The organism is Kitasatospora sp. NPDC057940 (assembly GCF_042887425.1).
Lineage (GTDB): Bacteria > Actinomycetota > Actinomycetes > Streptomycetales > Streptomycetaceae > Kitasatospora.
Genome location: NZ_JBHVPH010000042.1, coordinates 1 through 13,250 on the forward strand (window position 1 = coordinate 1; position 13,250 = coordinate 13,250).

At 74.2% G+C, this 13,250-nt stretch carries 9 protein-coding genes; 4 read left to right on the top strand and 5 right to left on the bottom strand.

What is annotated here, in order from left to right; translation table 11 throughout:
• Positions 1 to 301: 301 nt before the first annotated feature.
• Positions 302 to 1,390: an alpha/beta fold hydrolase gene (locus ACFVTF_RS35940; protein ID WP_387818228.1), complete on the top strand. Its 1,089-nt coding sequence runs from the start codon at positions 302 to 304 to the stop codon at positions 1,388 to 1,390.
• Between the two features lie 40 nt (positions 1,391 to 1,430).
• Here the strand turns inward: ACFVTF_RS35940 and ACFVTF_RS35945 are convergent, their stop codons facing one another.
• From ACFVTF_RS35945 to ACFVTF_RS35965, 5 genes are read right to left on the bottom strand one after another with little or no spacing between them, the layout of a single operon-like run.
• Positions 1,431 to 2,804, bottom strand: coding sequence for an NAD(P)/FAD-dependent oxidoreductase (locus ACFVTF_RS35945; protein WP_387818230.1), 1,374 nt, complete (start codon positions 2,802 to 2,804; stop codon positions 1,431 to 1,433).
• Positions 2,801 to 3,592, bottom strand: a complete 792-nt coding sequence (locus ACFVTF_RS35950) for an ABC transporter ATP-binding protein (RefSeq protein ID WP_387818232.1) — start codon at positions 3,590 to 3,592, stop codon at positions 2,801 to 2,803. The genes ACFVTF_RS35945 and ACFVTF_RS35950 overlap by 4 nt, the downstream gene beginning before the upstream one ends.
• Positions 3,589 to 5,535: a dipeptide/oligopeptide/nickel ABC transporter permease/ATP-binding protein gene (locus tag ACFVTF_RS35955; protein WP_387818234.1), complete on the bottom strand. Its 1,947-nt coding sequence runs from the start codon at positions 5,533 to 5,535 to the stop codon at positions 3,589 to 3,591. The genes ACFVTF_RS35950 and ACFVTF_RS35955 overlap by 4 nt, the downstream gene beginning before the upstream one ends.
• Positions 5,536 to 5,542: 7 nt before the next feature.
• Positions 5,543 to 6,505, bottom strand: coding sequence for an ABC transporter permease (locus ACFVTF_RS35960; protein WP_387818236.1), 963 nt, complete (start codon positions 6,503 to 6,505; stop codon positions 5,543 to 5,545).
• 56 nt (positions 6,506 to 6,561) lie between these two features.
• The gene (locus ACFVTF_RS35965; protein ID WP_387818238.1) at positions 6,562 to 8,154 is read right to left on the bottom strand and encodes an ABC transporter substrate-binding protein; all 1,593 of its coding nucleotides are present in this window, start codon (positions 8,152 to 8,154) and stop codon (positions 6,562 to 6,564) included.
• Between the two features lie 210 nt (positions 8,155 to 8,364).
• Between ACFVTF_RS35965 and ACFVTF_RS35970 the strand changes: the two genes are divergently transcribed.
• The 3 genes from ACFVTF_RS35970 (at position 8,365) to ACFVTF_RS35980 (ending at position 13,247) form a co-directional block, all read left to right on the top strand.
• A complete protein-coding gene (locus tag ACFVTF_RS35970; RefSeq protein WP_387818240.1) occupies positions 8,365 to 10,083 on the top strand; it encodes a DUF885 domain-containing protein in 1,719 nt (572 codons plus the stop codon).
• Positions 10,084 to 10,392: 309 nt separating this feature from the next.
• The gene (locus ACFVTF_RS35975) at positions 10,393 to 10,749 is read left to right on the top strand and encodes a DUF5132 domain-containing protein (RefSeq protein ID WP_387818242.1); all 357 of its coding nucleotides are present in this window, start codon (positions 10,393 to 10,395) and stop codon (positions 10,747 to 10,749) included.
• Positions 10,750 to 10,943: 194 nt separating this feature from the next.
• Positions 10,944 to 13,247, top strand: coding sequence for an ATP-binding cassette domain-containing protein (locus ACFVTF_RS35980; protein WP_387818244.1), 2,304 nt, complete (start codon positions 10,944 to 10,946; stop codon positions 13,245 to 13,247).
• The last annotated feature ends 3 nt before the right edge of the window (positions 13,248 to 13,250 follow it).

Consider the following 13,250-nt stretch of genomic DNA (forward strand, 5'->3'; position numbering starts at 1 on the left):
CTGCAGGGGGGACCCTGTGGGAGAGTAGGACGCCGCCGAACAATCATTCACAGAGAACCCCCATCCGGGAAACCGGATGGGGGTTCTTTGCATTTGTGGAGTTGTGGCCTGGTGGCCGGCTCCGCTCCGATCCGATGGGCAGCGACAAGGCGACACGGCGCCGGGGGCGGGACGCGCGTCGGCGGGGTGCAGGGCGCGCAGCCCCCGGGGTGTCGAATGCGTGTTCGTGGGGGCGCGTCGGCGAGGGCGGATGAGGGAAGAACAGGGGAAGAGGTCGCCTCTCGGATGCCGTGGAGGACCGATGCGCCGGAACGGACGGGTGGCGGATGCCCTGCTCGCGTTGCTGAGCCGGGACTGGCTGGGAGTGCCGGTCGCGGTGCTGGTGGTGGGTGTGGGGGCCTGGCTGGTCGGGGGCGGTACGGGATGGCTGGTGGCGCTCGGGTGCCTGGTGGTGACCGTGGGTGTGGTGCTGGCGGTCGGTGCGATGCGGCATCTGGTGCTGGTCGGCCGGGGCGCGGGGGCAGGCGGGCCGCCGGGGCGGCTGGTCGGGGTGGGCGGGCGCCGGATGCACGTCCTCGCGGAGGGGGTTGCCGGGGACGGGCCGACGGTGGTCTGGATGCCGGGCGGACACGCGCCGGGCGAGGAGTTCGGGCAGTTGCACGCGATGATGGCGGCCCGGACCCGCTCGGTACTGGTCGACCGGTTCGGCTCGGGTTGGAGTGACGTCGGGTCCTTCCCGAGGACGACGGCGGCCGAGGCGGAGGAGTTGGTGGCCGCGCTGGAGGCGGCGGGGGAGCGGGCCCCGTACGTGTTCGTCGGCCATTCCTTCGGCGGGCTGCTGGTCGCGAATGCCGCCAGGCGGCGGCCGGACGTGGTGGCCGGACTCGTGCTGCTGGATCCGACGCCCCTGGAGGTCATCGCCTTCGCGCCGCCCAATCGGCTGGTCACGGGCATGCGCCGGGAGTTCCTGCTGACGGCGGTGCGGCACCTGTTCGGTGTGCACCGGGTCCGCGGCCGTGGCGGCCGGACCGGCCAGTACTGCGCCAGCGCGTCGATCTTCGCGGAGCTCTCGCCCGTCGGCCTGGCGGAGGTGGGCTGGGAGACGGTGGTCTACGACGGGGACCTCGGCGACCTGCCGCTGGTGCTGGTCATCCCCCGCGACCTCACGGGTGGGGATTCGGTGCTGGCCGCCGCCGGGGACGCCGCCGAGGCCGAGCGGATCGCCCGCTTCTACCTCGGGGCCCGGACCCGCTACCTGGCGGCGTCGACCGCGTCCAGGGTGGTGCACACGCCGACGGGCACCGGCCACGACTTCCCGACCGAGGAGCCCGGGTTCGTGGTCGGGGTGGTCGCGGATCTGGTGAGCGAACTGCGCACCCTCAGCTCATGACCGTGCTCAGCCCATGACCGTGCTCAGCCCATGACCGTGCTCAGCCCATGACCGTGCGGGCGGAGCCGCTCCGGACGGGGCGGCGGCGGGAGAACGCGCCCAGGTCCACGACGTTGCCGGTGTGCTCGCAGCGGTAGCGGACCGGGTCGCCGTCATGGTCGTGGCCGGCCTCGACCAGGTCGATCAGGGTCGCGAGGTAGCGGCCCACCAGCGGGGCGTTCTTGAACTGGTTGCCGCTCGTACCCATGGCGACGTAGTAGCCGTCGAGGGCGGTGCGGTCGTAGATCGGGGTCCAGTCGTCGGCGGCGTCGTACACGCCCGCGATGCCGACGGGCCGGTTGGGGACGGTGATCCCGGGGAAGCGGCGGGCCGCGCGGGTCACCTGGGTGCGGAAGTGGTGGGCGGTGGGGCGCGGGTCGGCCTCGTCCGGGTCGTCGATCCACTCCGCCGGGTCGCAGTCGGGCTGGGTGCCGCCGATGAGCAGGCGGCCCCCGGCGGCCGGGCGCAGGTAGGTGCCGAGGTCGACGTCGGCGACGACCGGAAGCGACCCGGAGCCGACGGTGGAGTCGGCGGTGTGGTCGGCGGTGGAGCCGACGGCGGGGCCGGCAGTGAGGCCGGTGGTGGAGCTGTCGGGCGCGGCGATCTGGTGGACCTCCTCGCGCAGGGGGCGCACACCGATGGTGAAGTCGCTGCCGACACCCGCCAGCCGGTTGAGGCCTCCCGACCACGGGCCGGCGGCGTTGACCACGACCGGCGCGGCGATCCGGGCCCCGTCGGCCAGCCGGAGGCCCGTCACGCGGTCCGCGTGCCGGTCGACGGCCACCACGGTGCGGTGGAACAGGAAGCGCGCACCCAGTTCGCCCGCCGCGTCGGCGAGGTTCTGGGCCGCGAGCTGCGGGTCGTCGACGAACCCGGCGTCCGGGGTGAACAGGGCGCCGAGCTCACCGGCCGGGCCGTCGAAGAAGGCGTCGTCGTCGACGGGCTTCGGCGGCCAGTACCGCCCGGTGTCGATCCCGGGCAGGCGCTCGCGCAGGGCGGCGGTGTCCCACCGTTCGTACGGGACGCCGGCCAGGTCGAACAGGGCCGTGGTGTCGGCGGGTTCGGGGAAGGGCGGGTCGAGCAGCACGGCGCCGGTGCGGTGGAAGGCAGCGAGCGGGCGGCGGTCGGTGGCGAGCCGGAGGTGCTCGGGCCAGGACGCCCACAGGTGGAGGGACTCCCAGGCCGTGGCGACGCCGTCGAAGGTGGAGTAGTTGAACCGGACGATCGCGCTGGACGCGCCGGTCGATCCGTGGCCGGCCGCGCCGGCCTTGTCCACGACGACCACCTGCCGTCCGGTGCGGGCGAGTTCGAGGGCGATGGCGGTGCCGATCACCCCGGCCCCGACCACCACCGCGTCGGGTCGGTCGACGGTCATCGGGACCTCCGGGAGGGCGGTGGGCCGGACAGGCGGGGGACGGCGGCGAGGAGCTCCCGCGTGTAGGGGTGCTGCGGGTCGCGCAGGAGGGCGTCGGTGGGGCCCGTTTCGACGATCCGGCCGCGCTGCATGACCGCCACCGTATCGGAGACGTAGCAGACCGCGGGCAGGTTGTGGCCGATGAACAGCATGGACAGGCCGAGCCGTTGCCGGAGTTCGCGGATCGTGTTGAGGATGGACGCCTGCACCGAGACGTCGAGGGCCGAGGTGATCTCGTCGGCGATCAGGAGTCCGGGTCCGACGGCCAGGGCGCGGGCGACGGCGACCCGTTGGCGCTGGCCGCCGGACAGCTGCCGGGGCAGGCGGCCGGCGAGCCGGGGGTCCAGTCCGACGAGGTCGAGCAGTTCGGCGACGCGCTCGGCACCGGCGTGCCGGTCGAGCCGCTGGAAGACGGTGGCGGCCTCGACGAGGGTCTGGCGGACGGTCATCCGGGGGTCGAGCGCGGTGTCCGGGTCCTGGAGGACGATCTGGACCAGGCGGCCGAGCCGGCGCCGGGCGCGGACGGTGCGGACCCGGACGTCCTGGCCGTCGACGAGGACCCGGCCGTCGTGCACGGGGGCGAGCCCGACGATCGCGCGGGCCAGGGTCGACTTCCCCGAGCCGGACTCGCCGACGAGCCCGAGCGTGGTGCCGGCCGGGACCTCCAGTGAGACGCGGTCCACGGCGGTGACGGGGCCGCGCGGGCCGTGGTGGCGGACGGTGAGGTCGCAGAGCCGCAGGTCGGTCATGACGGGTCCGCCTCCACCTGATGTTCCGGCACCTGTTCCGACGTCGCCTGGTCCGTTTCTGCCGGCGGCGGTGGGGGGTTCCAGCAGGCGACCTGCTGGAGCGCGTCGACGCTGTCCAGCCGCGGAGCCTCCCGGGCGCAGCGGTCCAGCCGGTACGGGCAGCGGGGCTCGAACGGGCAGCCCGGGGTGGGGGCGATCGGGTCGGGCGGTGTGCCCGCCACGGTGGGCAGCGGCCGGTCGCGGTCCGCGGTGAGGTCGGGCACCGAGGCGACCAGGGCCCGGGTGTAGGGGTGCCGGGCGGCGGTGGCGAGCCGGTCGGCGGGGAGGGCCTCGACGACGGAGCCCGCGTACATCACCAGGACGCGTTCGCAGAAGCCGCTCACGAGCGCGATGTCGTGGCTGATGAACAGGACGGCGGCGGAGGTGTCCCGCCGCAGGTCGGAGAGCAGTTCGGTGATCTGCCGCTGCACGGTGGTGTCGAGTGCGGTCGTCGGTTCGTCGGCGATGATCAGGCCGGGCCGCATCATCAGGCCGGCGGCGATCATCACGCGCTGGCGCTGGCCGCCGGAGAGCTGGTGGGGGCGTGACCGTAGCAGGCTGGGGGGCAGGGCCACCCGTTGCAGGGCGTCCGCGGCATCGTGCAGGGCCTGGGTGCGGCTCGTGCCGAGGTGGGTGCGGGGTGCCTCGGTGAGCTGGGTGGCGATCCGGAGTGACGGGTTGAGCGCCGTGGCCGGGTTCTGGAAGACCATCGCCAGGCCGGTCGCGAGGTGCTGGTCGCGCTGCTTCGGCGTCATGGCGTCCAGGTCGGCGCCGAGCAGCCGGAGGGTGCGGTGGGAGACCCGGGCGCGTTCGGGGAGCAGGTCGGCGATCGCGAGTGCGGTGAGCGACTTGCCGGAGCCGGACTCGCCGACGAGTCCGACGATCTCGCCCGGCCGCAGGGCGAGGCTCACGCCGCGGACCGGCCGGATCGTGCCGTCCGGGGTGGGGAGTTCGACGCTCAGGTCCTCGACCTGGAGGACGAGGCCGTCCTCGGCGGGCCCGCTCGGCGCACTCGGCGCACTCGGCGCACTCGGCGCACTCTGCGCGCTCGGCGCGACCGGACGCCGCGATGTACGGCCCGCCGGGGTGCGTCGGGCGGCGCCTCCGGCCAGGACCTCGCCGAGCAGTTGGAACGTCACCGCGGCGTAGAGGATGGCCAGGCCGGGGGCGAGGGCGGGCAGCGGCTGGGCGTAGATCCGGTCGAGCCCCTGGTTGAGCAGTTGCCCCCAGTCGTAGCCGGGCGGTTGGACGCCCAGGCCGAGGAAGCTCAGCCCGGAGAGCGCGACCAGGGAGGTGCCCGCCGCCGTGGTCGCGGTCAGCAGCAGCGGTTCGGCGATGTTGGGCAGGACGTGCCGCCACAGCAGCCGGTGCCGGCGCAGGCCGAGGACCCGGGCGGAGGCCAGGTGGTCGGTGCCCGCGACGGCGGCGGCGAGGGTCTGGGCGAGCCGGGCGAAGCCGGGTACACCGGCGACGGCGAGGGCGAGCACCGCCCCGGCGGCGCCCGCGCCGAACACGACCGCGAGGAAGAGCGCGACCAGGAGCGCGGGGAAGGCGAGCAGGAGGTTGATCAGTGCCGCGAGCAGCCGGCGGGCGCGGGGGCCGACGACGGCGGTGGACGTGCCGAGGAGGATGCCCGTGCTCGCGCCGATCGCGGTCGCGGCCAGCGCGAGCAGCAGGGAGGGCCGGGTGGCGGTGAGGACCCGGGCGAGCAGGTCCCGTCCGAGGTTGTCGGTGCCGAAGGGGTGGGCGGTGGAGGGGCCTTGCAGCACCGCCGAGGGGTCGGGCTGGTCGGCTGCCGCGCCCCAGACGAGCGGGCCCGCCAGCGCGAGCACGATCAGCGAGGCCAGCATGGCGGTGGCGGCCCAGGCCGTGGGCGAGCGGAGGTACCTGGTGGGAAGGGGCATCGGCACCTCAGCTCTCCCGGATCGTCGAGCGCGGGTCGAGCAGTGCCAGCAGCACGTCGACCAGGAGCGCGGCGAGCAGGACGGTCGTGCCCAGGATCAGGACCATCGCCTGGATCACGGGGTAGTCCTGCGAGCTCACGGACTGGGCCAGGGCCGAACCGATGCCGGGCCAGGCGAAGACCTTCTCCACCAGCACGGTGCCGGCGATCAGGGCGGGCAGCAGGCCTCCGGCGACGGTGAGCGCGGCGGTGGCCATGTTCGGCGCCGCGTGCCGCAGGTAGCGGCGCGGCGGTGACAGCCGCTTTCCGCGGGCGGTGCGCATGTAGTCCTCGGACAGCACTTTCAACGCCTCCACCCGGACGATGCGCACCAGGACGGCGGTGGGCGCCACGGAGAGCGCGAGGACCGGCAGGACGAAGGATCCGGCGCCCGCGGTGCCGGCCACCGGCAGCAGCTGGAGGCCGACGGCCAGCAGCGCGCTGAGCCCGGCGGCCAGGACGAAGTCGGGGATCCCGGCCAGGCCGGCGGTGAGCGTGGTGAACGCCAGCTCGCTGCGCGGGTGCCGGCCGTCCCGGGTGCGGACGGCGGCGAGCAGGCCGCAGGGCAGGGCGACGGCGAGGGTGACGAGGAAGGCCAGGCCGGCGATTTCGAGGGTGGCCGGCAGCCGGGTGCGGACGAGCTCCGCGACCGGTGTCGAGGTGACCAGCGAGGTGCCGAGGTCGCCGTGCACGAGGCCGTCGACATAGTGCCGGTACTGGGTCAGGAAGGGTTCGTCGAGCCCGAGTTGGTGGCGGCGTGCGGCCACCAGGGCGGGGGAGGCGTCGACGCCGAGCGCCGCGCGGACCGGGTCTCCGGGTACCAGGCGGATCATCGCGAACGAGGCGGTGAGCACGACCCCGAGCGAGAGGAGCAGCCGGGCGGTGCGCCGGCCGAGGAACACCGTCCAGGGGTGTCGCAGGAGACGGGGCACGGGATGGCGTGGCGGGGGCGGCGAACGGCGGGGCACGGTCACGCGGGTTCCCCCGGTCATCGGTGCAGGCGGAGGCTGGTGGGGATGACCTGGCCGCCGAAGGTCGTGGCGAAGGTGGTGCTGCGCCCGTACACGGTGCTGCGGCCGTCGGCGATCGGCAGGGCGTCGGCGGAGCGGAGGAGCGCGGCGGAGGCCTGGTTCCAGGTGGTGCAGCCCGCGGTGTCCGGCTCCCGGAGGGCCTGGGCGACCAGGGCGTCGTATTCGGGGTTGGCCACGCCCGCGAAGTTGAGGCCCTGGGCGGGGGGCGGGCCGGAGAAGAACGGGATGAAGCCGACGGGCAGGGCGAAGCCGGGGGAGGTGCCGACGACGACGTCGAAGTCGCCGGTCTGGTACATGGCGTTGACGAGGGCGGGCAGGCTCTCGGTGACGAGCTTGACGTCCGCGCCCAGGGCCGTCCAGGAGCGGGCCATGAGCTCGGCGACGGGTGCCAGCGTCGGGCCGAGGTCGGGGCTGGTGATCAGGCGCAGCCGGAGCGGTCGGCCGTCCTTGGTGAGCCGGGCGTCGGCGGCGCGGGTCCAGCCGGCGGCGCGCAGCGCCGCGGTGGCGTCCTGTGCGGGCAGGTTGGCGGCGGCGAGGTCGGCGTGGCAGACGGCGCCCTGGGCGCCGAAGTCGGTGGCGGGTGTGCCGGTGCCGCCGACGGCGACGTTGGCGAGCCCCTGGCGGTCGAGGGCGGCGACCAGGGCCCGGCGCAGGGCCGGGTCGGCGAGGGGGCGGCCGGGGCGCTGGTTGAAGAAGGTCAGCCCGATGACGGTCGCCGCGTCGGCGGTGGCCAGGCCGTGGTCGGTGAGCCGGGCGCGGTCGGGTCCGTTGACGCTCGCGATGTCGATGCCGCCGGTGAGCAGCAGGTTGGCGGCGGTGGAGGCCTGGGGCACCACGGAGATGACGATGCGGGCGGGGAGGCCGGGTGCCGCGGTGGTGGCTCCGGCGGGCCCCCAGGTGTAGCCGTCGCGCACGGTGAACTCGTACGGCCCGCCCGGGGTGTAGTGGGTCAGCACGTACGGTCCGGTGCCCTGGGTGGAGCGGTCCAGGGACTGGGGCCGGTCGAGGCCGGCGGGGCAGACGATCGGCAGCAGTCCGAGTGTGCGGGTGAGGAACGGGAAGGGGGCGGTGGTGGTCGCCGTCACGGTGCCGGTCGGGTCGTCGGCGCTCGCGGTGAACGGGACGGTGGGCAGGACGGTCTGGGCGCCGGCGAGCTGGTGGGCAGGGTCGGCGGCGTAGGTGAGCGCGCGGGCGACGGCCGTGGCGGTGAGGGGGGTGCCGTCGGAGCAGGTGGTTCCCGGGCGGAGGGTGAAGGTGGCCGTGGTGGTGGTGGCCTCCCAGGAGGAGGCCAGGCCGGAGACCAGGGTGGCGTCGGCGGCGACGTTGACCAGCGAGTCGTAGGCGTAGCGGGCCGCAGCGGCGCCGAAGGCCGTGTACGGGTTGAAGCTGGGCGTCTCGCTGGCGGCCGCGATCCGTACGGTCCCGCGGTCCACGAGGGGACCGGTCGTGGAGGAGGGGGCGACGCTGCCGCAGCCGGTGAGTGCGCCGGCCGTGACGGCCGTGGTGGTCAGGGCAGCCGCCAGCGGGACCGGTAGAGGGCGACGGGGCATGGCGTCATGGTGCCACCGAGTGCTGGTGCTGGCGAGTCAACTCACCTGTACGGCAAGCCTGTTCGAAAGCTCTGGGCCGTGTGGCGCCTTGGCGGGCGGAAGGGGTCACGGGTGGCGGGGGCCGATCCGGTTCACCCGTTCGGGGGGTGCCGTGGCCGGTTGTGCGCGGACTGGGGTGGCCGGGCGGCGCGTCCTCGGCAGGATGGCGGGATGACGACGAATGAACCGGGTCGGGAGATCGGTCGGCTGGCGGACCGCTACTGGGAGTTCCTGTTGGAGCGTGACCCGCTGCTGCGGGCCCGGCAGGGGCTCCCGGTCGAGTCGCTGCCGGGGGTGTCGCCGGCCGAGGCCGAGGAGCGGGCGCGGTTCGCCGCGGGCGTCGTGGAGCGGGTCGGGGCGGTGGTGGAGGGGGGCCTGGCGCTCGACGGCGCGGAGCTCTGCGGCGCCGATGCCGATACGGCCGCCTTCCTCGTGGGGTCGGCCGAGCAGGAGCTGCGGGCCCACCGCTGCTACTGGCTGACGCCAGCCGTCACGCCGTACCAGCTGTTCCCGTTGTCGCAGTACGTCGATGCCGTCCTGCGGCCCCACCGGTTCGACCGACCTCCGGACGCCGAGCGGTACTTGGTGCTGGTGCGCGAGCTGGCCCGGGTGGTCGGCTCGATCGGCGACAAGGTGGCGGGGCAGGCCGCGCGCGGTTTCCGGGTGCCGGCGCCCGCTCTGCCCGGGGTGCGGGCCACCCTCGCGGGCCTGCGGGCGTCGGCGGCGGAGCGCGTCGAGGTGGACGAGGGCCGGCTCGGCGGGCTGGGGCCGGCCGAGCGCGGGCGGGTCCGAGACGGCGTGCGGCGGCTGGTGGAAGCCGAGTTGCTGCCGGCCTTCGACGGTCTGCTCGCCGTCGTCGACGGTCCGGACCGGCTGCGGGAGGCGCCGCAGGCCGTGGGCTGGGCGCGGTACGAGGGCGGTGAGGAGGCGTACCGGGAGTTCGTCCGGACGTACACGGGCGGTGGGACGTCGCCCGAGCGGCTGCACGAGCTCGGCCGCGAGCAGTGCCGCGAACTGGCCGAGCGGATGCGGGAGGTCCGTACCGCCCTCGGATTCCCGGGTCCCGAGGAGGAGTTCCACGAGCGGCTGCGGAGCGAGCCCCGGCTGTACGCCCGCACGCCGGAGGAGGTCGAGGCCCGCTACCGCGGCTACCTCGACCGGCTGGCCCCGTTGCTGCCGCGGTGGTTCGCCGCGCTGCCGGACGCCCCGTACGGGCTGGCCCGGTTGGATCCGGCGCTGGAGGCGGGGCTGACGTTCGGGTACTACCAGCAGCCCACGGCGGCGGACCCGGTCGGACGCTACCGCTACAACGGCGCGGGGCTGGAAGGGCGGTCGCTGCTGGGCGCGGCCTCGCTGATCTACCACGAGCTGGCTCCGGGCCACCACTTCCACCTGGCCCGCCAGGCGGAGAACCGGGCGCTGCCCCGGCTGCGCCGTGAGGTGGCCGGGTTCGGCGCGTTCAACGAGGGCTGGGCCGAGTACGCGGCCGGTCTGGGCTGGGAGATGGGCCTCTACGACGACCCGTGGGACGCGTACGGGCGCCTGGCGCAGGAGCGGTTCACCGCGCAGCGCCTCGTCGTCGACACCGGGCTCAACCTCGGCACCATGGGGCTGGAGCAGGCGCGGGACTTCATGCGCGCCAACTCCACCGAGGCGGACGCCCAGATCGCCTCGGACCTGCTGCGGTACTCGACGGACCTGCCGGGGCAGGCGCTGTCCTACCGGGCGGGGTATCTGGAGTTCGTCCGGCTGCGGGAGGGGGCCGAGGCCGGCCCGGGCGCCGGGTTCGAGGTGCGGGCCTTCCACGAGGCGGTCCTGGGCGGCGGCGGGCTGCCGTTCCCGGCTCTGCGGCGGCGGGTGGCACGTGAACTCGACGGGCCCGATCAGTGAAAAAAGAATATAATTGGATTATCGGGTGGGCATTTGTTCGTTAATCCGAGCTACAAAAAAGGGCCGGGAGCACTCGCATGAGTGAAACCGGGTGGGAAGGTTTGGCTTCGATGGACCCGGCTCGACTACGGTGAAGCGAGAGCGGGCGGTTGATCCATCGAGTACGGAATTCATCCCGGCGGGAAATCCGGCGGAGAACGTCGAATTCCGGATTCGGGTGCTTCCGTCCGCCTAGTCGTGCGGTGCTCCGGTGCGTCCACAGTTGCCCGGGGTCCCTGTCATACGTCCGCGTAGAGAGGATGGAGCAACATGCCGCCCCTAGTACCGCCCTTCCTGGTCGGCCTCATCGTCGCGCCACTGGCCAAGCGTCTCCTCAAGCCGCTGGTGCGAGGCGTCGTCAAGACGTCCGTCGGCCTCGTCCTCGAGGTGAAGAAGGCGGCCCACGAGGCCGGAGAGAACATCCACGACCTCGCGGCCGAGGTGGCCGCCGAGGTGGTGGCCGCGCAGGTCTCCGCCGGCGACGGCGCAGCCCCCTCGGGTGACGGCCAGCGCGCCGCCGAGGGCGCCGCCCCGAGCAGCGGGAAGGACGAGGCCGCCGCCCGGGCCGAAGCCGAGGCGAGGACCCCGAAGATCCGCGTGGGCGCCGGCGCCGGCAAGGTGCACTGACGGCCTGTCCGGCGACCCTGGCCGCCGTGTGAGTGCACGTTCCGGTCGATCCGGAATGCGGCTCCCGCGCGGCGGCCGGCTGCTGGCCTTTCGGTAGCAGCAGTTTCCCCTCAAGAATTCCCACTTCGTCGCAGCGATCCCGTCGTGCCCGTGACGGCCTTTCCCGCGACCTCCGCAAACAGGTGATCGTACACATGCCCTCTCTGCTGGGTGCCGCAGCCGGATACCGCTCCGTGGACGTGGACGCGGACGTGCGCCCGCGCTCGGTCATTCCGGGCCGGCAGCGCTGGGACGTCAAGCTGGTCCTCGGGCGGCCCCGGACGGCCGAAGTCCTCGCCGCGGCCCTGCGGCGCGTCCCCGGGATCAGCGAGGCGCAGGCCAGCCCGGTCACCGGCGGGGTCCTCGTCCGGCACGACGCGCGGGTGAGTGCCGCGGACGTCGGCCGGATCGTCCGCAGAGCCGTCACCCTGGTCGCGCAGGGCCCGGCCGGCGCGGGACGCCGGGCGCCCGACCGGCCCGGCGCCGAACCGGCTCCGCGGGTGGACCGCGGCATCGTCGTGCGCCCCGTGCTCGCCGTCGGGGGCGGCGTGGCGGCCGCCGTCGCGCTGGTCCGCGGGTCGGCGCTGAGCAGGCAGTTGGTCGCGCTGGGCGGTGTGGCGGCGGCGACCGCAGCGGTGGCCCGGAAGGCCTGGCGCCGGACGGTCGACACGACCCGGGAGCTTTCCGGGGCCGGAGCCGCACGCCACCCCCTGCTGGAGATCGTCGGGCCGCACCGCCGACGGCTGCGCCGCGCCTGCGCGCTCTCGGTCGCCTGCCAGGTCGCGGAGATGGCGCTGGGCACCTTCCTCGGCTGGACGGGACTGGTGCTCATCAAGGGCCAGGCAGGTCCGTTGGTCAGCCTCGGCCTGACCACCGCATCCGCCCAACTCCTGGGCCTGGCAGGGATGGTGGCAGCCGCCTGCGCCGCCGTGGCGGGCCTGTCGTACACCTCGAACCTCCAGTGGCGCGCGCTCGGCCAGGGCATCGAACACGACTGGCGCAGCCGCACGTACGCCCATGTCCAGCACCTCGAACTGCGGTACCTGGAGGGCGAGCGGACCAGCCGGGTGGCCGGTGCGCTCACCGAGGACGTCGGTCAGCTGGGCGCCTTCTTCGCCACCTCGGCCAACGACGTGCTGCACCTGGGGACCAGCCTGGCCATCCTGGTGCCGGTGTTCCTGCTGATGGCGCCGCAGATCGCCTGGATCGCCCTCCTGCCCATCCCGGTCATCGCCTGGCTGTCGCTCCACCATCAGGACAGGGTCGCGGCCGACTACGCCGTCTCCGGCGAGCACCGGGCCGGGCTGCACAGCCAGCTGGTCAACACCCTGGAGGCCGGAGCCACCGTCAAGAGCTTCTGCACCGAGGACTACGAGGCCGAGCGGATCGACCGGCTGAGCGCGGTCGCCCAGGACAGCCGGCACCGGACCGACCGGAGCACGCTGCGCCACGTCGAGACCGTCCGGGTCTGCACGACCGCCTCCATGGCGGGCACCCTGCTGATCGGCGGCCGCGCGGTGCTCAACGGCACGCTGCGCTTCGAGGTGTTCAGCCCGTTGATCGGGCTGCCGCAGATGGTGCTGTTCCGGATGAGCCGGCTCGGCGGCATCGTCGACCAGTACCAGCGCACCCTGGCCGCCTACGACCGGGTCCAGCGGCTGCGCGCCCTGCCGGTGGAGGCCGAGGGCACCGGCGGGCCGCTCGACGTCGAGGCGGTGAAGGGCGAGATCGTCCTCGACGGCGTGACCTTCGCCTACCCGGGCCGGCCGCCGGCGCTGGAGGACCTCTCGCTGACCATCCCCGCCGGGCAGGTCACCGCCCTCGTCGGCGCCACCGGCTCCGGCAAGACGACCATCGCCAAGCTGCTGATGCGCTTCCAGGACGCGGAGTCCGGGAGCGTGCTGCTCGACGGGCGCGACGTGTCCGACGTGCCGCGCCGCGACCTGCGCCACGCGATCGGGTTCGTCGCCCAGGACCCGTTCCTCTTCGACGGCAGCATCGCGGACAACATCCGCTACGGCAGCTTCGCCGCCTCGGACGAGGCCGTGGTCGAAGCGGCCGCGACGGCCGAGGCGCACACCTTCATCGCGACGCTGCCGGACGGCTACGACACGGTGATCGGCGAACGCGGCGCCGCACTGTCGGGCGGCCAGCGGCAGCGGATCGCCCTGGCCCGCGCGATCCTCAAGAACGCGCCGGTCGTGATCCTCGACGAGGCCACCTCCGCCGTGGACAACGAGACCGAGGCCGCCATCCAGCGCACGCTCCGCGGCTTCGCGGCCGACCGCACGATGGTCATCATCGCCCACCGGCTCTCCACCGTCCGCCACGCCGACCGGATCTACGTCATGGACAAGGGCGGAGTGGTGGCCGAACAGGGCACCCACGACGAACTCCTCGCCCGGCACGGACTCTACGCATCCCTCTGGCAGCTCCAGGCCGGCGAACTCGCCGCCTGACCG

What these genes read in the sequence shown, in the direction of transcription:
- ACFVTF_RS35940 (WP_387818228.1), top strand. Translation starts at nt 302, where the DNA reads ATGCGCCGGAACGGACGGGTGGCGGATGCCCTGCTCGCGTTGCTGAGC.
- ACFVTF_RS35945 (WP_387818230.1), bottom strand. Translation starts at nt 2,804, where the DNA reads ATGACCGTCGACCGACCCGACGCGGTGGTGGTCGGGGCCGGGGTGATC.
- ACFVTF_RS35950 (WP_387818232.1), bottom strand. Translation starts at nt 3,592, where the DNA reads ATGACCGACCTGCGGCTCTGCGACCTCACCGTCCGCCACCACGGCCCG.
- ACFVTF_RS35955 (WP_387818234.1), bottom strand. Translation starts at nt 5,535, where the DNA reads ATGCCCCTTCCCACCAGGTACCTCCGCTCGCCCACGGCCTGGGCCGCC.
- ACFVTF_RS35965 (WP_387818238.1), bottom strand. Translation starts at nt 8,154, where the DNA reads ATGCCCCGTCGCCCTCTACCGGTCCCGCTGGCGGCTGCCCTGACCACC.
- ACFVTF_RS35970 (WP_387818240.1), top strand. Translation starts at nt 8,365, where the DNA reads ATGACGACGAATGAACCGGGTCGGGAGATCGGTCGGCTGGCGGACCGC.
- ACFVTF_RS35975 (WP_387818242.1), top strand. Translation starts at nt 10,393, where the DNA reads ATGCCGCCCCTAGTACCGCCCTTCCTGGTCGGCCTCATCGTCGCGCCA.
- ACFVTF_RS35980 (WP_387818244.1), top strand. Translation starts at nt 10,944, where the DNA reads ATGCCCTCTCTGCTGGGTGCCGCAGCCGGATACCGCTCCGTGGACGTG.